We start from the raw sequence: 23596 nt of genomic DNA on the forward strand, positions 1-23596 counted from the left end.
GTCGCAACGCAGGTTCCGTCCCGCGCCAGAAGCGCCCGACAGCCGCTCCCGGGGAGCGTGGAGGCACACCACCCCAGGGAGGGATCCGCCGATGAGCGCCATCGCCATCTCGGGCCTGCGCAAGAGCTACGGCCCCGTCCACGCCGTCGACGACGTCACGTTCGCCGTCGAGCCCGGCCGCGTCGTCGGGCTGCTCGGGCCGAACGGCGCGGGCAAGAGCACGACGCTCGGCGTCCTGCTCGGCCTCGTCGCCGCCCACGCCGGCTCGGCCACGATCCAGGGCCGGGCCTACGCCGACCTGCCGCGGCCCTCGCACGTCGTCGGCGCGCTCCTCGACGCCGGCGGGCAGCACCCGGGCCGCACCGGCCGCGACCACCTGCGCGTGCTCGCCACGGCGGCGCGCCTGCCGCTCGAGCGGGTCGAGGAGGTGCTGGACCTCGTCGGCATGACCCCGGCCGCGCACCGCCGCGTGCGCACGTACTCGCTCGGCATGAGGCAGCGGCTCGGCCTGGCCGCCGCCCTCCTCGGCCGGCCCGAGGTCCTCGTGCTCGACGAGCCCGCCAACGGACTCGACCCCGCCGGCATGCGGTGGCTGCGCACGCTGCTGCGGTCGTTCGCCGACGACGGCGGTGCCGTCCTCCTGGCCAGCCACGTCCTCGCGGAGGTGGCGCAGGTGGCGGACGACGTCGTCGTCATCGGCCACGGGCGGGTCCTCACCGCCGGCCCGCTCACCGACCTCGTGACCGACAGCTCACTCGAGGACGTCTACCTCGACCTCACCGCCGCCACCGAAGGAGTCCGCTGATGTACCGCGCCGAGCTGCTCAAGCTCCGCACCACCCGTGCCCCGTGGGTCGTCGCCCTCGTGGCGGTCGCGGGCATGGTGCTGACCCAGACGCTCACCATCGCCCTGCCCCGCACGCTCCGGCTCCTGGACGAGCTCGACGCCACGCAGACCGGCGGCGGCACCGGCCTCGCAGGCGGCGCCATGCCGGACCTCGCCGCCCTCACCGACCTGGGCGCCGCGCCGGCCCAGCGCGGGCTGCTCGACCTGCTCGGCAACGGCCCCGGCGGCTCGGGCTCGACCGGTGTCACGGCCCTGTGCATGCTCCTGCTGGGCACGCTCGCCGCGACCACCGACTTCCGCACCGGCGGCATCGTCCCCACCGCGCTCGTCATCCCGTCCCGCGTGCGGATCCTCGCGGGCAAGGCGGGGGCGACGGCGACCGTCGCCGTTGTGACCGGCGTCGCCCTCGCCGTCGTCACCGCGCTGGGACTGGTGGTCGCCGTCGCGACGACACCGGGCGCACGGCTCGCGCTGGGTGCCGGCGAGGCGCTCGGGGTGTGGGGCCGCGGACTCGTCGTCATGGTGCTGCTCGCCTGGCTCGGGCTCGCTGTCGGCACGTTGGTGCGCGGTCAGGTCGCCGCCGTCGTGGTGGTCGTGGCGCTGGCGCTCGTCGAGCCGATGGTCCAGGCCGCGACGCTCGTCCTGACCGGAGGCGCAGCCACGATCACGTCGTGGATGCCGCTCACGCTCGCGTCGCTCGCCTCGGTGGGGCGCGGCACGGCCGAGCTGTTCGGCGGCTCCTCGCCGATGGGCGCGGCGACGGCGCTCGCGGGGCTGCTCGTGTGGGCTGCCGTGCTGCTGGGTGCCGCCGGCTTCGTCTTCCGACGCCGCGACCTCGCCTGAGGTCGGGCCGGCGCCGTCGGCCTCGTACCGTTGACCCGGTCGCCGACCCGGCGGCCGCACCGTGAAGGAGGATGCCGTGCTCGAGGCGCTGAACCGCCGGCTCGCCGCCGTCGGCGTCCGCACGCCGACCGGCCGGGACGCGCTGCTCGGCGCCGCCCTGGCCGTGGCGACGGTGGCGGCGTTCCTCCTCGTCCTGCGCATGATCGGCGGCGAGCTCGGCGCATCGTTCGAGCCGGCGGTGGAGCTCGCGACGATCCCGGCGTGGGCGCGGGTGACCGCCTGCCTGGTGCTCGCCGCGCAGGCGATGGCACTGACGCTGCGCCGTCGGGCACCCCTGCTGTGCCTGTTGCTCACGCTGGTCGGGCAGCTCGCGCTGGTGCCCCTGCTGCCCCCGCTCGTCTCGTTCCAGGCGCCGGCCGGCCTCGTCGCGGCGTACTCGCTCGGCGCGTACTCCCGGCGGCCCGTCGCGCTGTGGGGGGCGGCCGGGGTCGCCGTCGTCCAGGTGCTGCTCGGTTACGTGCTCGCGGGGGCGCGGGCGACCGAGGCCGAGGTGTCGGTCGCGTCGCAGCTGTGGGGTGGCCTCGTCTCCGCGCTGGTGACCTACCTCGGTGCGGCGCTGGTCGGGGCGTACGTCGGGACCCGGCGAGAGCTCCTGGCGCAGCTGCGGGAGCGCGTGACCCACGCCGAGCGGGAGCGCGAGGCGCTCGCCGCCCGGGCGGTGCTCGAGGAGCGGGGGCGCATCGCCCGCGAGCTGCACGACGTCGCCGCGCACCACCTGTCCGGGATCGTCGTGCAGGCGACGGCGGCCGACCGGCTCCTCGACCGCGAGCCCGAGCGCGTGCGCGAGTCGCTCGCGTCGATCCGCGCGCAGGGTCGCGAGACGCTGGAGAACCTGCGCGGCGTCGTCGGTCTGCTCCGCGGCGCCGACACGGCCGAGGACGCGCCGCAGCCGACCCTGGCCGACGCCGACGAGCTCCTCGACGTCGCCCGCGACAGCGGGAGCGCCGTCACCGTCGCGACGGCGGGGACCGCGTGGCCCCTCGGCCCCACCGCGGAGCTGACGGTGTACCGGGTGCTGCAGGAGTCGCTGTCGAACGTCCGCCGGCACGCGCCCGGTGCGGCGATCGACGTCCGGCACTCCTACACCGCCGACGCGTACGTCGTCACGGTGCGCAACGCGCTCTCGCTGCGGGGGACGACGGCGTCCGTGGAGTCGGGCGGACGCGGCCTCGTGGGCATGGCGGAGCGCGCGGCGCTGGTCGGAGGCGACCTCGAGGCCGGGGCCGGCCGCGACGGCGCGTGGACGGTGCGGCTCACCGTGCCGCGGGCCGGCACCCGCACCGTGCCGGGGGTGGCGCCGTGACGCGCGTGCTGCTCGTCGACGACCAGGCGGTCGTGCGGGCGGGCTACGCCGTGATCCTCGCCAGCGAGGGGCTCGACGTCGTGGGTGACGCGGCGTCCGGCCGGGAGGCGGTGCAGCGCGCCCGCGAGCTGCGGCCCGACGTCGTCGTCATGGACGTGCGCATGCCGGGCGGTGACGGGATCACGGCGACGCGCGAGCTCGCCGGGCCGGGCGCCGTCGACCCCGTCCCCGTGCTCGTGGTGAGCACGTTCGACCTCGACGAGTACGTGTTCGGCGCCCTCGAGGCGGGCGCCGGCGGGTTCCTGCTCAAGGACGCGGAGCCGGAGGTGCTGGCGGCAGCCGTCCGGCGGGTCGCGGCCGGCGAAGGACTCGTCGACTCGACGCTCACGCGCCGGGTCATCGACGAGTTCGCGCGCCGCCGGGCGCCCCGGTCCGCCGACCCCGACGCGCTCGGGCTGCTCAGCCCGCGGGAGCTCGAGATCGTCGAGCTGCTGAGCCGCGGCTCCTCGAACGCGGAGATCGCGGCGGCCCTCGTGCTCGAGCCGAGCACAGTGAAGTCGCACCTGAGCCGCATCATGACGAAGACCGCGACGCGGGACCGGGTGCAGCTCGTCGTCTGGGCGTTCACGCACGGTGTCGTGGCGCCGCCCACGCCGCGCTAGGTGTGCTCGGCCGTCAGCTTGGTGACAGCCGGGTGGCTGGCGAGTGGACTGTGGCGACGTTCGGTCAGGGTGTCGTCCACGGCAGGAGATGTGCCCCTGGACGTGGTCGGGGTCGCCCCGGGTGAGCTCTCCGCGCTCGACCGCGTCACGAGGGTCCTGTAGGACCCGCCGGGGACCCTGATCACACGGTCGGGACAGGGGCGGCGCCACCAACCTCCTGGCCGAGAAACACCTAGAGCGCGGCGAGCCTCACCCGGAGCCCATCGACCAGCGCGCGGAGCGTGAAGGCGAGTCGTTCCTGGGTGTCCACCGGGCCGTCCGCCGCCGCTGCCGAGAACAGCGGCCGGCCCCCGGCGACGCCGACGTCGGTGGACGGCGCCGCGGCGTCATCGGCCGCACGCCCGGAGGCGTGGTGCCCGATCACCGCCCCAGCGACGGCGTAGACGACGAGCAGTGCGTCGCGCGGCGTGAACCCCGCGTCGTGGAGCACCTCGAGCAGAGCCTCGACCTGGTCCATGGTCCGCTCGGTGATCGCGGGACGGGAGGCGAAAAGGGCGGCCGCGCCGGGATGGCGCTGCAGGCCGTCGTGAAGTGCCGACCCGTAGTCGGAGACGACCCTTTCCCAGGGCCCCGAGGCCGACACCGACTCGAGCGCCTCGTCGAGGACGTGCTCGACGATCGCGTCCTCGAGCGCCTGCTTGTTCGGCACGTGGTGGTACAGCGTCATCGCCTCGACGCCCAGCTCGCGCGCCACCTTGCGCATCGACAGTGCCGCTGCGCCGTCGGAGTCCGCGAGCCGGACCGCCGCGTCCACGACCTGCTGCTTGGTCAACCCCGCGTGCCTGCCCTGCGCGCGCTGCTCGGCCACGAGCTCCTCCTTCGCTTGACTCCCTTACGTCGTAAGACTATCGTCCTGCGCGTCACTTACACTGTAAGAGAAAGGAACGGTTCATGAGCACCGTGGCATCCCCCCGACGCACTGTCGTCACGCCGGGCCGACGACGTCGCGTCGTCCAGGCCGTGCAGGTCGGCCTCGTGATGCAGCTCATCTGTCTCGCGCTGCCGCTGCTCGACCTGTGGGTGTTCGGCTCCGTCGAGCGCCACGTCCGCGCGGCCTACCCCGACTGGCCGTCGGCCGACGTCATGGCCGACAGGAACGCGATCCTGGGTGGGCTCGTCGCCGTCTCGCTGCTGGGCCTGCTCGGGTGGTGCGGCGCCTGGTGGTCCGCGCGAAGCGGACGCGGCGTCCGCGCCGTCGCCACGACTCTGTTCGCCGTCGGCGTGACGGTCCTGCTGTCGGTCGCCGGGCTGTCCGGCGGTGCGTACGACCAGGTGGTGCCGCTCTGGCTCGGCATCACCTCGCTCGTGCTGCCGGCGCTCCCGGGACTCACCGCCGTGCTCGCGGCCTGGAGCCGCAGCACCCGCTGAGCCCTGGCGGCCGCCGCGTCACTGCGACGCGGCGGCCAGCGAGTGCCAGAACCAGAGGAGGAGGACGGCGTCGTCCACCGGCACCGTCGGGTCGACGTCGATCTGGACGAAGCTCGGGAACCCGCCCGTGAACCCGGTGTGGCCGACCTGCACGCCGCCGCGCCAGAGCGAGAACCCGGACGCGAGCGTTCCGTCCTTGTGCAGCTCGTACGCCGCGACGTGCGAGGCGGCGTGCCAGAGCGAGCCTCGCTCCTGCCACACGCGGAACGCGGGCTCGCTCGCGCCGTCCGGAGCGGCGGTGTACTCGGTCTGCCCGCGGCGGAGCAGCCAGCCGTAGCCGCGGATGTGCGCCTTGCTCTTCGTGCTCCACGGCGAGATGGGAATCCGCGCGACCTCAACGCCGTCGAGCAGGATCGTGTTCCCCGTCGCCCACTCCGCACGCATGGTCGGTAGCCTCGCACGCGCCGCGCGCGAAGTCAGGGGGAGGACGCCGTGGCGGCGCTGTCCCGCGCGCGGATGAGGTAGGCGATCCAGAGGAGGAAGACGGCGTCGTCGACCGGGACGCCGTCGGCGATGTCCAGCGTCGGGCGGGACGACCAGAAGCCGGTGCGGCCGCTCGCGCCGACCTGGGTGCCGTTCGCCAGCACGACGAGGCCGGAGGACCAGAAGCCGGCGCCGCGGATCTCGTACGTCGCCGTCGCGGAGCTCATCCGCCACGCTCGCCCGAGGGCGCTCGGCCGCCACGCGCGGAACGCCGGCTCCGACTGGCCCTGCGGGGTGCCCGTGCGCTGCGACCGGTCCTTGCCGAGCTCCCACGCGCGGCCCTGGATGACCGCCCGGGCGCGCTCGGCCCAGAACTCCTTGTCGATGCGGGCGACCTCGCGCCCGTTCAGGAGCACTGTGGCGTCCTTCGTCCACTCCAGGTGCATGCTCGTCAGCCTGCCACGCTCACGGCTGCCGTCCCGCGGTGCTCTCGCGGACGACCAGCTCGTAGTCGGCGGCGAGCTCGAGCGGTTCGGGCGCGTCCTTCTGCCGGCTGGCGAGGCGCTCGACGGCGATCCGGGCGATCTGGTCGCGCGACGACGCGATCGTCGTCAGCGTCGGGCTCGAGACGCGGCCATACGGGATGTCGTCGAACCCGACCACCGCGACGTCGTCCGGCACGCGGAAGCCGCGCCGGTGGAGCGCGTGGATGACGCCGAGCGCGAGCCAGTCCGTCGAGCAGAAGACCGCGTCCGGCACCGGCCTGCCCAGCGCGGCGGCCCGGTCGAGGACGTCGCCCATCACCGACTCGCCCGCCTCACCGCGGTTCGACTCGACGGGCACCACCCGCTCCGGCTCGACGGCGAGTCCGTGGGCGCGCATCGTCGCGAGGTAGCCGTCCCGCCGCAGGTTGACCGAGTCGTCGAGCGATGCGCCGACCATCGCCACCCTGGTGCGCCCCAGCTCGAGGAGGTGGCCGACGGCCAGGCTCGCCGCGCCGACGTTGTCGATCGCCACGTGGTCGGCGATGCCTCGGAACGGCTTGTCGCCGAGCAGCACGAGCGGGGACGTGTCGGACCGTGCCGCGATCTCCTCCGGCGAGACACGGAGCGGGCTGAAGATCACGCCGTCGATCCGCTGCGGGAAGTCCCCCCGGAGGACTCGCTGCTCCACCTCCGCCGACCCGCGCGTCTGCACGATCAGCACGAACCAGGCGCGCTCCTCGGCGGCCTCCAGCACGTGCATGGCGAGCGAGGCGAAGTACGGCATGTCGAGCTGGGGGACGACGAGCGCGATCGTGCCGGAGCGGCCGAGCGCCACGTTCCGCGCGGCCAGGTTCGGCCGGTAGCCGAGCTCCGCGATCGCGCGCTCGACGCGCTCCCGCGTGGCCGCCTTCACGTGCGGGAAGTCGTTGATGACGTTCGAGACCGTCTTCATCGAGACGCCCGCCCGCGCGGCGACGTCCTGCAGCGTCGGTCTCACGGCACTCATCGCTCCCCCAGCCCTCCGACCCGCGCTACTTCATGCCGGAGTGCGCGATCCCGTCGATGATCCGCCGCTGGAAGACGACGAACACGACCAGCACCGGCACGAGCGTGACGATGCTCATCGCGAACATCTCGCCCCACTGCGACTGCCCGGACGCGTCCAGGAACGTGCGCAGCGCGAGCGGCACCGTGAGCAGCTTCGGGTCCGACACGTAGATGAGCTGCGTGAGGAAGTCGTTGTAGGTCCAGATGAACGAGAAGATCGCCGTCGTCACGAGCGCCGGCTGGAGCAGCGGGAACACCACACGCCAGTAGATCTGCAGCTGGCCGCACCCGTCGATCCGGGCGGCGTCGTCCAGCTCGCGCGGCAGCCCGCGGATGAACTGCACCATGAGGAAGATGAAGAACGCCTCGACCGCGAGGAACTTCGGCACGATCAGCGGCAGGTACGTGTCCACCCAGCCCAGGTCCCGGAAGATCGCGTACTGCGCGATCAGCGTGACGTGGTGCGGCAGCATCATCGTCGCGAGCATCACGCCGAACAGCACCTTGCGACCCACGAAGCTCATCCGGGCGAACGCGTAGGCGGCGAGCGAGCACGAGAGCACGTTACCGACGACGACCGCCGCGCAGACCAGGAGCGAGTTGAGCAGGTACGTCGAGAACGGCCGCCCGAGCCCGACCCAGCCCTGCAGGTAGTTCGTCAGCACGGGGTCCTGGGGGATCAGCGAGTCCGACGTGAAGATCTGGTCCGGCTCCTTGAACGACGCCGACAGCATCCACAGCAACGGATAGATCATGACCAGTGCGCCGAGGATCAGGACGGCGTGGGTCACCACGCGCCGCGACCGCAGGCCGGTCGCCGGGATCGCCGTCGCTCGCGGCCCTCCTGCGCTCATCGGGACCCCCCCGTGTCGCTCTCGTAGAACACCCAGAACCTGCTCATGAGGAAGTTCGCGGCGGTGAACGCCGCGATCACCAGCAGGAGGACCCACGCCATCGCCGCCGCATAGCCCATCCGGAAGTTCCCGAAGGCCTCCTGGTAGAGGTACAGCGTGTAGAAGAGCGTCGAGTCGGCCGGGCCGCCCGATCCCCCGGACACGATGTACGCCGGCGTGAACGCCTGGAACGACCCGATGATCTGCAGCACGAGGTTGAAGAACACGATCGGGCTGAGCAGCGGGAGCGTGATCCGCAGGAAGCGCCGCACCGCGCCGGCGCCGTCGACCTGCGCCGCCTCGAGCACCTCGCTCGGGATCTGCCGCAGCCCGGCCAGGAAGATCACCATCGGCGCCCCGAACTGCCAGACGCGCAGGATGATCAGCGTCCACAGCGACGTGTCCGGGTTCGTGACCCAGGAGCCGGACTCGATACCGAACCAGCCGAGCACGTCGTTCACGAGGCCTTCGGACCCGAAGATCTCCCGCCACAGGATGGCGATCGCGACGCTCCCGCCGAGCAGGCTCGGCACGTAGTACACGGCGCGGTACGCCGCGATGCCGCGCAGCCCCCGGTTGAGCAGCATGGCGACGCCGAGCGCGATGACCATCTCGAGCGGCACCGAGACCAGGACGTAGGTCAGCGTGACGCGCGCCGACGCCAGGTAGCGCGGGTCGGAGAACATCTCGCGGTAGTTGTCGAGCCCGATCCACTCAGGCGGTGCGAGCAGCGAGTACTCGCTGAACGAGTAGTACAGGGACAGCGCCATCGGGCCGATCGTGAGCACCACGAGGCCGATCAGCCACGGCAGCAGGAAGCCGTACGCGGGCAGGCTCGCGCGCAGCCGCGACCGCAGCGGGGGTGTGACGTTCCGCGGGACGACGACGGCGGCCGTCGGCCTCGTGGCGCTCAGCGACCGGGTGGCGCTCATCGCGCGGCGGCCTCCATGACCTGGGCTGCCGCGCCGGCGGCGTCGAGATCCCCGAACGCGATGCCCTCGTTCGCCCGGGCGAACGCGTCGGACACCGCGCTGTACCCGCTCGGCCACGCCGGAGGCGGCGCCCCGACCTGGTCCGTGATCGACTCGATGTACGCGATCGCCCTGCCCTCGGCGGAGTCGGGTGCGGCGCCGAGCAGCTCGCGGGCGCGCGCCGACGGCGGGACGCCGAGCGTGAGGCCGATCGCCTCGATCGCGCGGTCGTCGTTGATGAGGAAGTCGACGACCGACGCGGCGGTGTCCGGCGACGAGGTGGTCCCGGACACGCACCAGAAGTCGAGCGCCTTGATGTAGAGCCCGCTGAGGTCGCCGCTCGTCATCGACGGCACCGTCACCACCTCGAGCGGGTTCTCCGTCAGCGGCTGGTAGAACGTCACCTGCTGCACCCAGCCGAACTGCAGCGGCGAACGTCCCTTCACGAGCAGCGAGTTCTCGAACCCCGCGGACTCCGTGGTGACGTCGGCCGGCGGGACGGCGCCCGACTGGCGCAGGCGCTCCCACAGCGCGAACCACTCCTCCACGGCGTCCTGCTCCACGCCGAACGACCCGTCCTGCGTGAACAGCTCACCGCCGAGCTGCCGCGCGTAGACGCTGAACGCCTGGATGTTGCCGCCGTTGTCGTTGCTGCCGTACGAGTCGTCCCCGGCCGCCGCGTGGAACTCCGTGGTGAGCGCCTCGTAGTCGTCCCAGGTCCAGTCGGCGTCCGGCGCCGGCAGGCCGACGGCGTCGAGCTGTGCCGGGTCCACGAAGACGGCGAACGCGATCGAGCTCTGCCCGACGCCGAACGTGCCGTCCGCGACGTCGCCGCTGACGGCGACGTCGTCGTCCAGGTCGCCCGTGTCGATGTCGCCGTTCCCGACGGCGTCCGCGAGGTCGAGCAGGGCGCCCCGCTCCGCGTACTCGGCGAAGTACGACATCGACATCCGGAACACGTCCGGCGTCGTCCCACCGGCGGTCTGGGTGGCGAGCTTGTCCCAGTAGTCGTCGAACGCCGCGAACTCGGTCTCGAGGTCGACGTCGGGGTTGTCCGAGGCGAACGCGTCGAGCGCCGCCGCCATGCCGTCGTGCACGGGCTGGCCGCCGTACCAGGCGACGCGCGCCGCGCCCTGGTCCTCGCCGCCGCCTCCACCGCCTCCCCCACCGCCGGCCCCGCTCCCGCTGCCGCACGCGGTCAGCGCTCCGGTGGCGAGCAGGCCGGCGCCTGCCCCGAGGAACGTTCGACGCTGAAGATCCTTCATGGTGTTTCCCTCCGTCGGGTCGTCGTCACTGCGTGGTCAGTCGCGCGCCCAGCGCCAGTTGTGCGGGGCGGTCTTGGACGTGTAGGCGCCCTGCGGCAGGTCGTCGGCGGCGCGGATCGCCCAGCGCGCGAGCCAGACGAGGAGCTCGTCGCGCACGGTGGCGAGCGCGGGGTCGGCGGCGCGGTCCACGAGCTCGGCCGGGTCCGCCTCGACGTCGTACAGCTCGACGTTGCCGTCGACGTCGACGACGAGCTTGTGCCGTCCGGCGCGCACCATGCGCGACCCGCCGCTCATGGTCACGGTGTTGAGCTCGTCGAACGTGGCGCCGTCGTACGGGAAGTGCAGCGGCGGGCGCTCGTCGTCGTCGTACGGGACGCCGCCGAACCCGAGCTCGCCGTAGACGGACGTGAACTCCTCGGCCGGGGCGGGCTCGCCGCGCAGGAGCGGCTCGAGGCTGCGGCCCTGGACCCCGAGCGGGATGTCCTGGCCGGCGAGCTCGCACAGCGTGGGGAAGAGATCGACCATCGAGACGGGCTCGGCGACGACGCCGCCGGGCCGGACGCCGGGACCGCTGAGCTGGAACGGGATGCGCATGAGGAACTCGGACATGCCCGCGCCCTTGCGCTGGAGCCCGTACTCCCCCACGAAGTCGCCGTGGTCGGAGACGAACGCGATCACCGTGTCCCGCGCGCGGTCGCCGAGGTGGCCCACCAGCCGACGGAGCTGGTCGTCGATGAGGCGGAGCATCCCGCAGTAGTTCGCGGCGTAGCGCCGCCACGCCTCGTCGTAACCGGGGCGCTTGGTCCCGATGAGGTCCCCGAGCCAGCGGTACGTCCTGCCCTTGCCCGCGAGCGCCTCCGGACCGGCGAGACGCTCCGGGATCTCGTCCTCGTCGAAGAGGCTGAAGTACGGCTCCGGGACCTGGTACGGGTTGTGCGGCTCAGGGAAGGACACCCAGCAGAAGAAGGGATCGTCCTCACCCAGCTCGTCGATGACGTCCATCGCGTCCGACGTGATCCGGTACGGCAGCTGCCGCTCGAGCGGGAACGGGGTGGGTTCCGGGTGCACAGCGTGATCGAGGTCGTGGAGCCACGCGTCGAACGCCTGGTCGTCGGCGGTGCGCGCCGTCCCGCCGTCGTGCATGTACGGCCCGCGGTGGGCGTCGAAGTCGTCGAGGCCGCGGTGGATGTGCGGCTTCCCCGCGAAGCCCAGGCGGTACCCGGCGGCGCGCAGGACGTCGAGCAGGTCGTCCCCGTAGAGCGCGTGCTGCCCGGTGCTGTTCTGGCGGACGCGGTGCGCGCTCGGGAACCGCCCGGTGAGCATGCTGACGCGGGCGGGGACGCACAGCGGCGCCGAGGTGTAGGCATTCCCGAACACCGTCCCGGCGCGGCCGAGCGAGTCGAGGAACGGCATGGTGTCGAGGGGGAAGCCCCTCCCGCGGGTGAAGTCCGCCCGGTGCTGGTCGGTCATGATCAGCAGGACGTTCGGCGTCGTCGTCGATGGCACGTGCGGGAGTCTGGCACGAGTTTCTAGCGCTGTAAATACAGCGCTAGAAATCTGAGACGGCGGGCCGCTCGGAGGGAGTTCGTTCGTGGCGGCGGGCCGGTCGGTCGGTGGCGGTCCCGCCGCGATCAGCCGCGCAGCGGAAGCACCAACGGCTCGGCGGCGTCGTCGTCGTCGGTCCGCGCGACCACCCGCACCGGCACCCCCCAGTCCTGCTGCGCCAGGTGGCACGCGGGGTACTCGATGGCCGGGTCGGCGTCGCACGACGCGGCCTGCGCCGTCACGTGCAGCACGCCCTCCCCCGGTGCGAGCACGAGGTCGCGAGCCAGGTCGACGTCGTCGCCGGCACCCGAGACGAGCAGCTCCGGCGGCGTGGCACTCACCTGGAGGCGCGTCGCGGGGCCGTAGCGGTCGTCCAGCTTCTGACCGGGGGCCGGCAGGAACGGGACCTCCAGCCGGAGCGCACCCGCGGCCAGCTCCGTGACCGGGCGCTGCGTGCGGTGGGCGGCGCCGTCGTGCAGCGAGCCGCGCAGCTCGGCGGGCAGGGCCACGCGGGTGATCCGGTGCCCGGCCGACTCGACGACCAGGACCGCCGGACCGCCGTCGTCGTCACTCGCCTGGAGGACGACGACGTCGCTCGGCTCCGCGAGGCCGGTCGCGATCGTCGTGACGACGCCCGTCGCCGGGTCGTGGCGGCGCAGCGCCCCGTTGTACGTGTCGGCGACGAGCACGGAGGCGTCCGGCAGCGCGGCGACGCCGAGCGGGTGCTGCAGCAGGGCCTGGTCGGCAGCGCCGTCGCGGTGCCCGAACTCGAACAGCCCCTGCCCGACGGCGGTGTGCACGTCGCCACCCGCCGGATCCAGCCACCGCAGCGCCGACGTCTCGGAGTCGGCCACCCAGATCCGCCCGTCCTGGGCGACGGCGAGCCCCGACGGCTGCGCGAACCAGGCCTCGGCGGCGGGCCCGTCGCGCAGGCCCTCGTGCTCGGTGCCGGCGAGCCGCGTCAGGGACCCCTGCTCGTCGTCGAACGCCCACAGGGTGTGGTTGCCCGCCATCGCGACGACGAACGCCGCGAGATCCGGCGACCACGCGACGTCCCACGGCGAGCTGAGCTTCACCGACGTCGGTACGAACTGGTCGCCGAACCCGACCGGGTGCGTGCCGCCGTGCGGATCGCTGGCGTTGTCCGGCGCCCCGACGACGTACTGCTGGCCGGTCCCGGCGACGGTGCTGACATGTCCGTCGGCGAGCCGGACGCCCCGCAGGGCGTGGTTGACGGTGTCGGCGACGAGCACGTCGTACCCCAGGCGGGCGCGCAGCTCGACGGGCACGAGGCACAGTCCGTTGGGCTCGCTGAACCGCGCGACGTTCGGGCCGCCGTCGACGAGGCCCCGCTCACCGGAGCCGACGCGCCGGACGAGCGTCTCGCCGTCGGGGCCGAGCTCCGCCAGGGAGTGGTGGCCGGCGTCGGCGACGAGCAGGTTCCCGTTCTCCAGCGCGATCGCCTTGGCGGGGAACCGCAGGGTGCCCGGGGTGGGCGACGGCGGGACGTACGGGCCGCCGTCGTCATCCGTCCGGAGCGTGCCCTTCGCTCGGTGCTCCTCCACGAGCTCGTCGACGAGAGCCTCGAGCGCGGACGCATGACCCTCGCCGGCCATCTGCGCGACGACGTAGCCCTCGGGGTCGATGACCACGAGCGTGGGCCAGGCGCGAGCACCGTAGGCGGACCAGGTGACGAGCTCGGGGTCGTCGAGCACGGGGTGGCGCACCTCGTACCGGTCGACGGCGGCGGCGAGAGCCTCGGGGTCGGCCTCGTGCACGAACTTCGGCGAGTGGACGCCGACGATCGTCAGCACGTCGCGGCGGGCCTCCTCGAGCTCGCGCAGCTCGTCGAGGACGTGCAGGCAGTTGATGCAGCAGAACGTCCAGAAGTCGAGGACGACGACGCGGCCGCGCAGGTCGGCGAGGCTCAGCTCGCGGCCGCCCGTGCCGAGCCAGCCGCGGCCGACGAGCTCGGACGCGCGCACACGGGGCAGACGGGTGGTCGCAGGCATGCGCCAAGTCTGCCTCGCTCCACGTCCCCGACTGCACGAGGTGCGCCGGGCGTCCGGATGGTGGCGCGGGGCGGCGTCAGCCCTCCGACGGCTCCACGAGGACCTGCCACAGGTGGCCATCGAGGTCGGCCCACGTGGCGCTGTAGCCCCACGGCAGGCGCTCGGGCTCACTGACGACGGCGCCGCCGGCCGCGCGGACCCGCTCGACCAGGGCAGCCACCGCCGCCTCGGTCTCGACGGCGACGCTCAGCACGACCTCGCTGGCCCCCGGCTCGGCCACCCCCCGACCGCCCAGCACCCAGCCGAAGCCGTCGGTCGGGACGAGCATGAGGACGGTGCGCGGGGCGAGCCGGAACTGCAGGGGCTCCGGGACGCCGTCGTCGGCCGGGTCGCCGAAGGGGTCGAGGCCGAGCGCCTCCTGGTAGAACTCCATCGCGCTGCGCCGGTCGGCGATCGGCAGGGCGATCGTGACGGTGCCGAGGGATGCGGCCATGGTGGGCTCCTGTTCGTCGTCGTTCGTCGGTCCCACCCTTCCGGACTCGTCGACCCACGCGAACTCATCGCTGCTCGCGCTGCCGAGACGCGCACCACCGGGCCCGGCGGGCCTCAGGGCGTCGAGTCGATCGTGACATCGCCGTGGATCCACACGACGTCGTCCCCGAGCACGCACTCGGCCGGGATCGTCGCCGCCAGGTCGCCGGGCGGCGCAAGCACACCGGTCGCCTGGATCTCGTCGCTGAGGGCGACGGTCAGCCCCTCGACGTCGACCCCCGGACGGTCGATCGCCGCCGCGTCGGTGCCCGGGGGCCAGATGATCAGGGCGATCGGCGCGCCACCCTCGGGCCGGTTCTCGCCGACCATCTCCAGCGCCAGGCAGCCGCCCGGACCCGTGAGCAGGCGGCCCGCGAGCGTCCCTCCCGCTCCGCCCGCTGCCGGCTCGGCGGCGACGAGCGTGCGGACGCCGTCCGTCTCGGCCAGCTCGCCCGCCGTGCCACCGCCGCCCGCCGGCACGTCGTCCTCGGCCGGTTCGGTCGACTCGGCGTCGTCGGAGTCGCCGGCGTCTGCGTCGTCGGACGGCAGCCCAGTCGGGTCCGTCTGCTCGGCAGGGCTGCCCGTGCCGTCGGGGTCGTCCGGGCTGGTGGCGCCGCACGCCGCGAGCAGCGCCGGGACAGCGAGGAGCGCGGCGGCCACGCGGCGGCGGGTGGCGAGAGTGCTGGTCGTCATGGCACCCACCGTGACGCCGGCCGCTTGCGCAGGAGTTGCACCCGAGGCCTCAGACCACCGGGCGAGCCTCCGACGGTGGCGTGCCGATCACCTCGACCGGCCGGGGTTCGTACGTCTCCGCCGTGACGTCGGCGCGCACCACCCGGTTCAGGCGGAACCAGCGGACGGCGTCGCGCAGCCTGTCCCACGCCACGAGGTACCAGGCGCCGCCCGTGTGGGCGAGGATGATCGGCTCCACCCGGCGCTGCGTCTCGGCGCCCCGGCGGTCGACGTAGCGCAGCGAGAGCGTCCGCGACGTCGCGAGCGAGTCCTCGACGGCGCGCAGCGTGCGGACGTGCCGGGTCGCACGCTGCATCACGCCACCGCTGGTCACCCGTTCGCGAGAGGAACTCTGCGCCACCGCGAGAGGTTCCGTGTCCGACTGCGAGAGGATCTCCGCGCCGTGATCCACCCACACGCGGGAGGCGAGCCGCTGCGCCCGAGCAGCGGCGTCGTCGTCGAGCGTGTCCCAGATCTTCCGGCGAGCGGCCGCGGCGTCGACGGCGAACGGCCCGCCGGGCGGGACGGTGGCGAGCGCGACGGCGACCGCCACCGCCTGGCTCGGCGTGAAGTTCACCGGCGGGAGGCTGGCTGAGCCGGCGAGCACGTACCCGCCGCCCGGCCCCGACTGCGCCCAGATCGGCAGGCCCGCCTGCTGGAGCGCAGCGATGTCGCGCTTGACGGTGCGCTCGCTCACCTCGAGCTCGCGGGCCAGCCGCGGGCCGGTGGTGCCGGCCCGACCGACGCGCCGGAGCTCCTCCGCCAGGGCGTACAGACGCTCGGTCTTGTTCATGCCGCTCCCTTCGCGAGTGCGTGATCCCTGCCCCGACCCGCCGAGGACCGCGAGAGAAGTCACGCACTCACCGGAGGGCCGCGAACAATGGTGACAGACAGGTGTCACCGGGGCGCGGACAGACTGGTGTCATGAGCACAGACACGAAGGTTCATGTGGTCCTGGTCCCTGGTTTCTGGATCGGCGGATGGGCGTGGGACGACGTCGTCGGCCCGCTCCGCGACGCCGGTCTCGAGCCGCACGCCGTCACGCTTCCCGGTCTCGAGGAGGCGCCCGGCGATGTCGGTGGTCTCACGCGCGCCGACCACGCCGACGCCGTCGCCTCGCTGGTCGGCGGGCTCGACGGCGATGTCGTCCTCGTCGGGCACAGTGGCGGCGGGCCCGTGGTCCAGGAGGTGGCAGATCGCCAACCTGCACGCATCCGCCGGCTCGTGTTCGTCGACACCGGGCCGCTCGTGGACGGCGCGACGCTCTCCCCGCCGCTGCCGGACGGCGTCGACGGCATCCCGCTCCCCACCTGGGACGAGCTCGCCGAGCAGGGTTCCTCGATCGACGGCATCTCCGAGGAGGGTCTCGCGCGGTTCCGGGAGCGGGCGCGGCCGCAACCGGCCGGCGTCGCGACCGGGGAGGTTCGGGTCAGCAACCCGGATCGGCTGCGGATCCCGGCGACCGCGATCTGCACCTCGATCCCGTCCGCGGTGCTGCGCGAGATGGCCAGCCACGACGCCCCGCTGCACACGGAGCTGCTCGACTACGACGTCGCGTTCGTCGACCTCCCGACCGGGCACTGGCCGATGTTCTCGCGGCCGGTCGAGCTGGCAGCGGCGATCGCGGAGGCCGCGCGCGCCTGAGTCTGCGCGGTTCACGCGCGAGGGCGCCTACCCGTCCTGCCGCCCGCGCCTCACGCCGCGAGGCGCGGCGCCATCGCCTCCATCTGCTCGATCACGAGCTTGATGGCTTCGGGCTGCTGGTCCGGCGGGTAGCCGTGCTTGACGAGCAGGCGCCGGATCGAGGACCGCAGCTTGGCGCGCACGTCATCACGGACGGTCCAGTCCGTCTTGGCGTCGCGCCGCACCACGGCCACCAGCTCGCGCGCGATCTCGGCAAGTACGCCCGTCCCCTGGACTTCGACCGCCGAGGAGTTCGAGGCGACCGCGTCGTAGAAGGCGAGCTCGTCGGTCGAGAGCGGCGGGTCGAACGACGCGCCCCGATCACCCTCGGCGGACACGTCGCGTGCCACCTCGATGAGCGCCGCGATCACCTCCGCCGACGTGAGGTTCGAGTTCGTGTACTTCGCCATCACCTCGCTCAGCCGGACGGAGAACACACGCTGGCGCACGAGGTTGCCGTGGGTCACGGTCTGAGACTCGCGAGCGATCAGGTTCTGCAGTGCTTCGATCGTGAGCTGTGGGTTCTCGGCGGACTGGGCGCGCGTGAGGTAGTCGGTATCGAGGCGGTCCAGGCGCGGCGCCTCCAGCCCCGCGGCACCGTAGATGTCGAGCACCTCGCCCGACTCCACTGCTGCCGCCATGAGCTCGTTCAGCATCCGTTGGACGTCGTCGGGGATCGGTTCCCCGCGAGCCTGCCGCTCCTCGGCGTCCAGCTTCCCGATCCAGATCCGCACCTCCTCGTAGAAGCGGATCTCGTTATCGACGTCGGCGAGAGCCTCCGGCCCGCTGATCGCGCGGGCGCGTCCCAGCTGACCCGCGAGCGTGCGGAAGGTGGACGACGGCGTCACGCCGTCCGTGGCGTCGTCGCCTCGGCGCGGTGTGCGCAGCCAGTTGACCGCGGCCAGGATCGTCCGGAGCCCTGCGGCCTTGTCACCCGAGGACTGACGGCGTCGCAGGTCGGCGCGCCAGTCGAACCCAACGAGCACGGCGCGCAGTTCCTCGATCAGCTGGCGGGCGACGTCGACGGCGTCGTCCACCGTCTTGCCGACCGGCTTGGCCTCCTGATCGCGATCCGTGTACTCCGCCAGTGCGGCCGTCAGGTGCTCCGCGATCGGCGCGTACGCCACGAGCAGACCGGCGTTCTTGCCGCGGAACGTGCGATTCACCCGGGCGAGGGTCTGCATCAGCAAGGCTCCGCGGATCGGGCGGTCCAGGTACAGCGTGTGAAGCGGTGGCGAGTCGTACCCCGTGAGCATCATGTCCTTGACGATCACGATCTCGAGCTCGTCGGTCGGGTCCTTGAGCCGCTTCTTGATCACGGCGTTCTCGGAGTCGCGGCGCACGTGGTCCGAGATAGGTGGCTGGTCCGTGGCCGAACCGGAGTAGACGACCTTGACCTTCCCGGCATGAATGTCCGCCGAGTGCCAGCCGGGGCGGATGGCGACGATCTGCTCGTAGAGCCGGGCGGCGATGTCACGAGTGGCGCACACGACCAGAGCCTTGCCGGGAGCCACGTCCCCGCCGTCGACGTCGACGCTGCGTACGAGCTCCGCCATCGCCGTCCGACGCGCTTCCCAGTGCGCCACGAGATCGGTCGCTAGCTTCTCCAACCGCGCGGGTGCGCCGTAGATCGCGTTGACGACGGCGACAGACTTCTCGATCCGGTCCCGCTCCGTCTCGTCGAGTCCCACAGTGACCTCGTCCGCCGATGCGTTGATCTGGTCGTCCGTGAGATCTCCGCTGAAGCCCACCTTGACGAGGCGGGACTCGAAGTACACGGGCACCGTGGCACCGTCCTCGACGGCCCGCGTGAGGTCGTACGTGTGGATGACGTCGCCGAACACCTCGCGTGTGTTGCGGTCGGCGAACGAGATCGGCGTACCCGTGAACGCGATGAGCGTCGCGTTCGGGAGGGCGTTCTTGAGGTGCCACGCGTAGCCGTCGAGGTCGTCGTAGTGGCTGCGGTGCGCCTCGTCCACGATGACCACGATGTTGGGCCGGTCCGAGAGCCGCGGGTGCGCGAGCCCGGCGTCTTTCTCCTCCTTGGAGAGCCCGAACTTCTGCAGGGTGGTGAAGTAGATCCCGCCGGTCACCCGGGAGCCGAGCTCGTCGCGCAGCTCGTTGCGACGCACGATCTGCCGGGGCTTCTCCGGCAGCAGCTCGCTGCGGTTGAAGGTCTCGTAGAGCTGGCCGTCGAGCTCCGTGCGGTCAGTGACGACGACGATCGTCGGGTTGTGCAGCTTCGGGTGCCGCATCACCTGGTTGGCGTACAGCTCCATCTCCATGGACTTGCCGGACCCCTGCGTGTGCCAGACGACGCCGGCCTTGCCGTTCGTCTCGACCGCGTGGATGGTCGTGGCGATCGCCTGCGAGACGGCGAAGTACTGGTGCGGCTTCGCGATGCGCTTGGAGAGGCCGCCGTCGCCGGAGTCGAACGCGACGTATCCCCGCAGCAGCTGCAGGAAGCGCTCGGTGTTGAACAGGCCCGCGATGAGGACTTCGAGTGCCAGTGCACCGGCGTCGCCCGTCGCGGCGTCGCCCTCGGGGATGTCGGCGGTGATGCCGTCCGTCGCCCGGCTGTCCTCCGGACCCGGCGCCGTCGAACGGCCCACGACGCGTCCGTCGTCGTCCACATTCCACGGCGAGTAGTGGTTGAGCGGCGTGAACGGGGTGCCGTACTTCGCCGTGACGCCGTCGCTCGCGACGGTGAGGACGGCGAACCGGAACGCCAGCGGCAGCTCTCGCACGTAGGTGGTGAGCTGGGCGTGCGCCGCTGCGACGTCGGCGTGAGGGGTGCCGGCGTTCTTGAGCTCGATGATCCCGACGGGCATCCCGTTGAGGTAGAGGACGACGTCGAACCGGCGCTCGACGTCACCGCTCACCACTGTCACCTGGTTGACGGCGAGCCACTCGTTGCGGTCGGGGTCGGCGTCGACGAGCCTGATGGTGGGGGTGCGTTCCTGGCCGTCGTCGTCGAGGTAGGTGAAGCGGAATCCCTCGACGACGGCGTCGTGGAGCCGCTTGTTCTCGGCGATCGCGTCCTGCGACTGCGGAGTCGTCAGGGTGGCGAGGGCCTGGTCGAGGTACGCCGGGGGCACGTCGGGGTTGACCTTCCGCGCCGCCCGCTTGAGCCGAGACGGGATGAGAAGGTCGGCCCAGGTCTCCCGCTCGGCGATCGCGAGGCCCTCGTCGTCCACGACCGCGGGTGCGCCGGGGGCGATGGACTTGCCCTCCCGAGGTGTCCAGCCGTGCTCGGCGAGCTCCTCGAGGGCGAACTGCTCCCAGTCGGCTTCGCTCGGGTGCATCGGCGTCTCCCTGCAGGACTCGGTGTCGGGTGCTGGTCCGAGTCTGGCGCGTTCGCGCGGTTCTTGCGCTGATCGCGCTGATAAGGGGGTCTGTCACGCCATTACGACGGCAGACGCATCCGCCTGAGTTGGTCGAGGGGAAGCAAGAGCATGGGTTGCTCGGTAGGCGCGTCGACGAACCCGTACTTGCGCCAGAACCCGTCGGCGGCGTCATTCACGGGATGCACCAGGACGAACATGAAACCGATCTGACTCGTCAGCCGAAGGCATCGCTGGAGCGCGTCCTGGAGCAGGGATCGCCCGATCCCCGCACCATGGTGCGCGACGTCGACTGCGAAGCGACCGATGAGCAGGACTGGGACCGGCTGGGGGGTGCCGTGTCGACGACCGCGCGGCAGGTCGCCGCGCATGATGGAGCCCGTGGAGAGCGAGTAGTACGCCACGACCGCGTCCGATGGATCAGCGACGACGAACGTCTGGGACGCCCCGCTCGTCGCATTCGAGAGCGCTCGGCGCTTCAGCCAGTCGTCGAGGGAGGAGACACCGCAGGTGAACTCATCGACGCGGTGGTGATCCGCGAGCGGTTCCGGGGCGAAGAAGACGCTCACCGAGCGGTGAACACGGACGGCTCGGAGAAGAGGTCTACGAGACCGGGGTTCGGCTCGATGGGGTCCTTCATCAAACGCTCGAACTCGGCCCACTTGTCGGCGGGGACCTGGAAGGTGCGTTGGGCGGCGATCACCTCATCAGCCTTCTCGACCGCAACCTGGACGGCGAAGTCGGTGACGGATCGGCCGAGCAGCTCGGCGGCTGCGGCGATCGTCTCCTTCTGCCGGTGCGTGACGCGAAGCGCGATCCGCTCGGCCTTCGGGGTCTTGGTTGCCATCGTCACAGTGTACGCCTGTTGTGTGCCACCGCGAAGGGCGCGCCTTCACAGGAGGCAGCAGACCTCCTGCGTCGCTGGGTCAGACGTCAGCGTCCTCGCCACCCTGGTCGCGGTCGCGGCGACGGCGGGGAATCCGTTCGGCGAGATCGCGGGAGACCTTGCCGGCCGCCGACCTGGTTCTGTCGATCGTCTCGTTGCCGATGCGCCGCGTTGCGTCGATACCTTCCGCGCCCGATTCGAGCACCCTGTCCCTGGCGTCCACGGCCGCATCCACCCAGCGCCTCGCTTCCAGGGTGAGTGGACCCCCCTCGAGCCCGAGCGCATCCCGCAAGTCGACGGCGGCGACCGTCACATTGTTGCTCGATCGCACCACGTCTCGGGAGGCGCTGGGGTGCAGCAGCACCTTCGCGTTCGCCGAACCGGCAGCGATACCCATGCGCTCGATCAGTCGCTCGGTGCAGCGCGAGATGAGCTCCAGCCGATTCCGTCGCGCAGCCAGGAGTCCCTTGCGATGACGGTCCACCTCGTCCGGCGCCGCGCCGAGCACTCGGTCGAGCTCGAGCACCGCGATCGCGTCTTGCAGCTGGAAGCATCGCGCCAGGACGGCCAGCCACTCTTGCGCCGTACCCTCGACCTCCTTCGACGCCTTGGCGAGATCGCTCATCTTCGTCTGGCGTTCCACCTTCTCCGCGAGCGCGTCGAGCTGACGCAGGGCGTAGGCCTGCGTCCGGGCGATCGTTGCCGATGCGCCCTGCACCTTCGACCACGTCACCTCGGAGACACCACCCACGTGCTCTCGAACCACCATCGACTCGTCGATCACGAGGTCTACGCCGATCATGTCTGCCAGGACGGCGTCCTTCTGGGCGCGGAGCACGTCGTCGACCTTCGCGTCGATCACGGCGAGATAGTCCGTGATCTCGTCCATGGTCTGCTGCATCGCGAGCTGCGCCATCAGTCCCGCTGCACCGGCCAACATCGCCGGGTTGGTCAGCAGCGATCCAGGGGTCCTCGCAAACTCGAGGATGCTCTTGATCTTGCCGTTCTTCGTCAGCACGGCACGGCTGACACCCTCGGTCGAGCCCTTCATCGGCTCGAACTGCTTGAGGGCTCGCGCGGACTCCTTGGTCAGCTTCACCCATCGACCCGAGTTGGCGGCGATCTCGGGACCGGCCTGCGCGGCTCCCGCTCCAGCGCTTAGGGCCGATCCGAGCCTGGCCAGCCGCAGGTCTCGCGAGGGCAGTCCCTCAGTGGCAAGGAAGCGCTCCACGGCCGTCGTGCTTCCGATGACAGCCACGCCATCGCCGTCGCTGATCAGCTCGATCTCGTCTGCGCCGTCGCCGCTCATGACGCTTCACCCAGGGCGGAGTCGAGCTGGTCCGGACTGAGGTCGAGCGGAAGGGACAGAGTCTGGCCAGCGATGCGTGTGCACTGAGCACTCAGGTCGGCACGAAGGTGGGGCCAGATGCGCGCGAACAGCTCCTGGGGTGAAGGTGGCGCTCCGCTCCCCAGACGGACCGCGAACGTCGAGCCACCGACGTAGTGCTCCTCGCCGCTCTCCTGCGCTCGCACGGTCACGTCGCCAGCCACGAACCAGTGACTCGGATGCCCCTCCTCCGGCTCGGTCACCTGCACCTGAAGTTGGACCTCGACTCGGTCCTCGAACGGGTGATGACGACGCTCCCCTGATGACCGGACCAGAAGCGCCTCGACAGGCTCAGCGGGCACGTGACACCTTCAGTGGCGCGTTGGACCAGGTCGGCGGAACCGTGTCGGGGACGTCGCGGAGCGTGACTTGACCGTCCCACGTGGACGCTGCCCCGACCTGGCTCCTGCGCCGTCGTCCTTGTCGCCGAGGGATCACCGGAAGATCGTCGCTGATCGGCGCGACCTGAAGCTGGACTCCGTACCCCAGGGCTCGAAGCACTCGAGCGAGAGTCGCCATACGAACGTTGCCGTCGCCGTTAAGGATCTGGGACACCCTGCTCTCCCCCACCCCGAGCCGATGAGCGAGATCGCGCTGCGAGACACATGCCGTCTCGCGAGCCCTGTTCATCGTGGCGACGGCGTCGACGGCGAGCCTGGCGGCGCTGCGCTCCAGCTCACTCTGCTCTGTCATGGCTCACGTCCTCGTCCCGTACCCGCTTCGCCAGCTCGATCTCGCCGGGAGGGGTCTTCCTGATGTGCGGTGGCTTGACGAACGCTGTCGCCAAGCGGATGTAGTCGTCGAACTCCGGCAGGTCCGGGGGCCCCCAGAGTCGCTCACCCTCAAACCCCAGCTTGGGGTCCCAGGACCCCTGGCCGTCGGTGTCGAAGAACGTGATTCTGAGATTGAACCGCTTGATCTCCCAGACGCCGTCGCGCAGGCGGTTCCAGGCGTGCGGCCCCGGGAGGTCTCCGTACTCCGCGAAGCGCTCGAACGCTGCCTCCAACCACGCTTGATGACCGATCTGCTCGTCCGGCGCGAGGTCCGGAGCGGACGACGCGTCCACGAGACCGCCGGCAAGCTCATCCAGGAACGTGGACACCGGCGAGGTGACCGCGTCCGCCCGGACAGCACAAGCGACTTCGTAGACAGCGCCGTCAGCGACGACCCTACGCTGGACTTTACCCATG

At 71.9% G+C, this 23596-nt stretch carries 24 protein-coding genes; 6 read left to right on the forward strand and 18 right to left on the reverse strand.

Translation table 11 applies throughout. The annotated features are described in order from the left end of the window. Positions 1 to 91 precede the first annotated feature (91 nt). From BCAV_RS19580 to BCAV_RS19595, 4 genes are all read left to right on the forward strand, one after another. Positions 92 to 805 (forward strand): ABC transporter ATP-binding protein, encoded by a 714-nt coding sequence (locus BCAV_RS19580; protein ID WP_015884367.1) that lies wholly within the window; start codon positions 92 to 94, stop codon positions 803 to 805. Continuing rightward, entirely contained in the window at positions 805 to 1689 is an 885-nt protein-coding gene (locus BCAV_RS19585; RefSeq protein ID WP_015884368.1) for a hypothetical protein, read from the forward strand. The genes BCAV_RS19580 and BCAV_RS19585 overlap by 1 nt, the downstream gene beginning before the upstream one ends. A 76-nt stretch (positions 1690 to 1765) precedes the next feature. After that, positions 1766 to 3052, forward strand: coding sequence for a sensor histidine kinase (locus BCAV_RS19590; RefSeq protein ID WP_015884369.1), 1287 nt, complete (start codon positions 1766 to 1768; stop codon positions 3050 to 3052). Continuing rightward, positions 3049 to 3714 (forward strand): response regulator transcription factor, encoded by a 666-nt coding sequence (locus BCAV_RS19595; protein WP_015884370.1) that lies wholly within the window; start codon positions 3049 to 3051, stop codon positions 3712 to 3714. Before BCAV_RS19590 ends, BCAV_RS19595 begins: the two co-directional genes overlap by 4 nt. A 232-nt stretch (positions 3715 to 3946) precedes the next feature. Here the strand turns inward: BCAV_RS19595 and BCAV_RS19605 are convergent, their stop codons facing one another. Then, on the reverse strand, positions 3947 to 4582 hold the full coding sequence (locus BCAV_RS19605; RefSeq protein ID WP_015884371.1) for a TetR family transcriptional regulator: 636 nt from the start codon (positions 4580 to 4582) through the stop codon (positions 3947 to 3949). A gap of 83 nt (positions 4583 to 4665) precedes the next feature. Between BCAV_RS19605 and BCAV_RS19610 the strand changes: the two genes are divergently transcribed. Beyond that, positions 4666 to 5142 (forward strand): hypothetical protein, encoded by a 477-nt coding sequence (locus BCAV_RS19610; RefSeq protein ID WP_015884372.1) that lies wholly within the window; start codon positions 4666 to 4668, stop codon positions 5140 to 5142. A gap of 18 nt (positions 5143 to 5160) precedes the next feature. On the opposite strand, the gene BCAV_RS19615 is transcribed toward BCAV_RS19610, so the two are convergent. The 11 genes from BCAV_RS19615 to BCAV_RS19665 all read right to left on the reverse strand — a co-directional run bounded on the left by BCAV_RS19615 (position 5161) and on the right by BCAV_RS19665 (position 15899). Then, positions 5161 to 5586 carry a hypothetical protein gene (locus BCAV_RS19615; RefSeq protein WP_015884373.1) on the reverse strand — a complete coding sequence of 142 codons (426 nt, stop codon included), beginning with the start codon at positions 5584 to 5586 and terminating at the stop codon, positions 5161 to 5163. Positions 5587 to 5618: 32 nt separating this feature from the next. Next, complete coding sequence (locus tag BCAV_RS19620; protein ID WP_015884374.1) at positions 5619 to 6071, reverse strand: hypothetical protein; 453 nt, start codon at positions 6069 to 6071, stop codon at positions 5619 to 5621. 19 nt (positions 6072 to 6090) lie between these two features. Further along, a complete protein-coding gene (locus BCAV_RS19625; protein ID WP_015884375.1) occupies positions 6091 to 7116 on the reverse strand; it encodes a LacI family DNA-binding transcriptional regulator in 1026 nt (341 codons plus the stop codon). Positions 7117 to 7141: 25 nt separating this feature from the next. Next, the gene (locus tag BCAV_RS19630) at positions 7142 to 8011 is read right to left on the reverse strand and encodes a carbohydrate ABC transporter permease (protein ID WP_015884376.1); all 870 of its coding nucleotides are present in this window, start codon (positions 8009 to 8011) and stop codon (positions 7142 to 7144) included. Next, entirely contained in the window at positions 8008 to 8982 is a 975-nt protein-coding gene (locus BCAV_RS19635; protein WP_015884377.1) for a carbohydrate ABC transporter permease, read from the reverse strand. The genes BCAV_RS19630 and BCAV_RS19635 overlap by 4 nt, the downstream gene beginning before the upstream one ends. Further along, positions 8979 to 10286: an ABC transporter substrate-binding protein gene (locus tag BCAV_RS19640; protein WP_015884378.1), complete on the reverse strand. Its 1308-nt coding sequence runs from the start codon at positions 10284 to 10286 to the stop codon at positions 8979 to 8981. Before BCAV_RS19640 ends, BCAV_RS19635 begins: the two co-directional genes overlap by 4 nt. A gap of 36 nt (positions 10287 to 10322) precedes the next feature. Continuing rightward, complete coding sequence (locus BCAV_RS19645) at positions 10323 to 11792, reverse strand: sulfatase-like hydrolase/transferase (RefSeq protein ID WP_015884379.1); 1470 nt, start codon at positions 11790 to 11792, stop codon at positions 10323 to 10325. Between the two features lie 125 nt (positions 11793 to 11917). Then, positions 11918 to 13843: an NHL domain-containing thioredoxin family protein gene (locus BCAV_RS19650; RefSeq protein WP_015884380.1), complete on the reverse strand. Its 1926-nt coding sequence runs from the start codon at positions 13841 to 13843 to the stop codon at positions 11918 to 11920. 76 nt (positions 13844 to 13919) lie between these two features. Then, on the reverse strand, positions 13920 to 14336 hold the full coding sequence (locus BCAV_RS19655) for a VOC family protein (RefSeq protein WP_015884381.1): 417 nt from the start codon (positions 14334 to 14336) through the stop codon (positions 13920 to 13922). 113 nt (positions 14337 to 14449) lie between these two features. Further along, entirely contained in the window at positions 14450 to 15067 is a 618-nt protein-coding gene (locus BCAV_RS19660; protein ID WP_015884382.1) for a hypothetical protein, read from the reverse strand. Positions 15068 to 15116: 49 nt separating this feature from the next. Next, the gene (locus tag BCAV_RS19665) at positions 15117 to 15899 is read right to left on the reverse strand and encodes a helix-turn-helix transcriptional regulator (protein WP_015884383.1); all 783 of its coding nucleotides are present in this window, start codon (positions 15897 to 15899) and stop codon (positions 15117 to 15119) included. A gap of 131 nt (positions 15900 to 16030) precedes the next feature. On the opposite strand from BCAV_RS19665, the gene BCAV_RS19670 reads away from it, so the two are divergent. Next, on the forward strand, positions 16031 to 16750 hold the full coding sequence (locus BCAV_RS19670; protein ID WP_015884384.1) for an alpha/beta fold hydrolase: 720 nt from the start codon (positions 16031 to 16033) through the stop codon (positions 16748 to 16750). Between the two features lie 50 nt (positions 16751 to 16800). Here BCAV_RS19670 and BCAV_RS19675 read toward each other — a convergent pair whose 3' ends face one another. The 6 genes from BCAV_RS19675 to BCAV_RS19705 all read right to left on the reverse strand — a co-directional run bounded on the left by BCAV_RS19675 (position 16801) and on the right by BCAV_RS19705 (position 23595). Continuing rightward, positions 16801 to 20094 (reverse strand): type I restriction endonuclease subunit R, encoded by a 3294-nt coding sequence (locus tag BCAV_RS19675; protein ID WP_015884385.1) that lies wholly within the window; start codon positions 20092 to 20094, stop codon positions 16801 to 16803. Positions 20095 to 20195: 101 nt separating this feature from the next. Continuing rightward, a complete protein-coding gene (locus BCAV_RS19680) occupies positions 20196 to 20702 on the reverse strand; it encodes a GNAT family N-acetyltransferase (protein ID WP_015884386.1) in 507 nt (168 codons plus the stop codon). Continuing rightward, the gene (locus BCAV_RS19685) at positions 20699 to 20980 is read right to left on the reverse strand and encodes a type II toxin-antitoxin system TacA family antitoxin (protein WP_015884387.1); all 282 of its coding nucleotides are present in this window, start codon (positions 20978 to 20980) and stop codon (positions 20699 to 20701) included. Before BCAV_RS19685 ends, BCAV_RS19680 begins: the two co-directional genes overlap by 4 nt. 79 nt (positions 20981 to 21059) lie before the next feature. Then, positions 21060 to 22328: a hypothetical protein gene (locus BCAV_RS19690; RefSeq protein WP_015884388.1), complete on the reverse strand. Its 1269-nt coding sequence runs from the start codon at positions 22326 to 22328 to the stop codon at positions 21060 to 21062. A gap of 369 nt (positions 22329 to 22697) precedes the next feature. Then, the gene (locus tag BCAV_RS23615; RefSeq protein ID WP_043347595.1) at positions 22698 to 23099 is read right to left on the reverse strand and encodes a helix-turn-helix domain-containing protein; all 402 of its coding nucleotides are present in this window, start codon (positions 23097 to 23099) and stop codon (positions 22698 to 22700) included. Then, positions 23083 to 23595: a hypothetical protein gene (locus BCAV_RS19705; RefSeq protein ID WP_015884390.1), complete on the reverse strand. Its 513-nt coding sequence runs from the start codon at positions 23593 to 23595 to the stop codon at positions 23083 to 23085. The genes BCAV_RS23615 and BCAV_RS19705 overlap by 17 nt, the downstream gene beginning before the upstream one ends. Position 23596 lies beyond the last annotated feature (1 nt).

It is taken from the genome of Beutenbergia cavernae DSM 12333, assembly GCF_000023105.1.
In the GTDB taxonomy this organism is placed as follows: domain Bacteria; phylum Actinomycetota; class Actinomycetes; order Actinomycetales; family Beutenbergiaceae; genus Beutenbergia; species Beutenbergia cavernae.

Excerpts from the sequence above, each read along its gene's own strand:
- BCAV_RS19580 (WP_015884367.1), top strand. The coding sequence starts at position 92 with ATGAGCGCCATCGCCATCTCGGGCCTGCGCAAGAGCTACGGCCCCGTC.
- BCAV_RS19585 (WP_015884368.1), top strand. The coding sequence starts at position 805 with ATGTACCGCGCCGAGCTGCTCAAGCTCCGCACCACCCGTGCCCCGTGG.
- BCAV_RS19610 (WP_015884372.1), top strand. The coding sequence starts at position 4,666 with ATGAGCACCGTGGCATCCCCCCGACGCACTGTCGTCACGCCGGGCCGA.
- BCAV_RS19615 (WP_015884373.1), bottom strand. The coding sequence starts at position 5,586 with ATGCGTGCGGAGTGGGCGACGGGGAACACGATCCTGCTCGACGGCGTT.
- BCAV_RS19620 (WP_015884374.1), bottom strand. The coding sequence starts at position 6,071 with ATGCACCTGGAGTGGACGAAGGACGCCACAGTGCTCCTGAACGGGCGC.
- BCAV_RS19625 (WP_015884375.1), bottom strand. The coding sequence starts at position 7,116 with ATGAGTGCCGTGAGACCGACGCTGCAGGACGTCGCCGCGCGGGCGGGC.
- BCAV_RS19630 (WP_015884376.1), bottom strand. The coding sequence starts at position 8,011 with ATGAGCGCAGGAGGGCCGCGAGCGACGGCGATCCCGGCGACCGGCCTG.
- BCAV_RS19635 (WP_015884377.1), bottom strand. The coding sequence starts at position 8,982 with ATGAGCGCCACCCGGTCGCTGAGCGCCACGAGGCCGACGGCCGCCGTC.
- BCAV_RS19640 (WP_015884378.1), bottom strand. The coding sequence starts at position 10,286 with ATGAAGGATCTTCAGCGTCGAACGTTCCTCGGGGCAGGCGCCGGCCTG.
- BCAV_RS19650 (WP_015884380.1), bottom strand. The coding sequence starts at position 13,843 with ATGCCTGCGACCACCCGTCTGCCCCGTGTGCGCGCGTCCGAGCTCGTC.
- BCAV_RS19655 (WP_015884381.1), bottom strand. The coding sequence starts at position 14,336 with ATGGCCGCATCCCTCGGCACCGTCACGATCGCCCTGCCGATCGCCGAC.
- BCAV_RS19660 (WP_015884382.1), bottom strand. The coding sequence starts at position 15,067 with ATGACGACCAGCACTCTCGCCACCCGCCGCCGCGTGGCCGCCGCGCTC.
- BCAV_RS19665 (WP_015884383.1), bottom strand. The coding sequence starts at position 15,899 with ATGAACAAGACCGAGCGTCTGTACGCCCTGGCGGAGGAGCTCCGGCGC.
- BCAV_RS19670 (WP_015884384.1), top strand. The coding sequence starts at position 16,031 with ATGAGCACAGACACGAAGGTTCATGTGGTCCTGGTCCCTGGTTTCTGG.
- BCAV_RS19675 (WP_015884385.1), bottom strand. The coding sequence starts at position 20,094 with ATGCACCCGAGCGAAGCCGACTGGGAGCAGTTCGCCCTCGAGGAGCTC.
- BCAV_RS19685 (WP_015884387.1), bottom strand. The coding sequence starts at position 20,980 with ATGGCAACCAAGACCCCGAAGGCCGAGCGGATCGCGCTTCGCGTCACG.
- BCAV_RS19690 (WP_015884388.1), bottom strand. The coding sequence starts at position 22,328 with ATGAGCGGCGACGGCGCAGACGAGATCGAGCTGATCAGCGACGGCGAT.
- BCAV_RS23615 (WP_043347595.1), bottom strand. The coding sequence starts at position 23,099 with ATGACAGAGCAGAGTGAGCTGGAGCGCAGCGCCGCCAGGCTCGCCGTC.
- BCAV_RS19705 (WP_015884390.1), bottom strand. The coding sequence starts at position 23,595 with ATGGGTAAAGTCCAGCGTAGGGTCGTCGCTGACGGCGCTGTCTACGAA.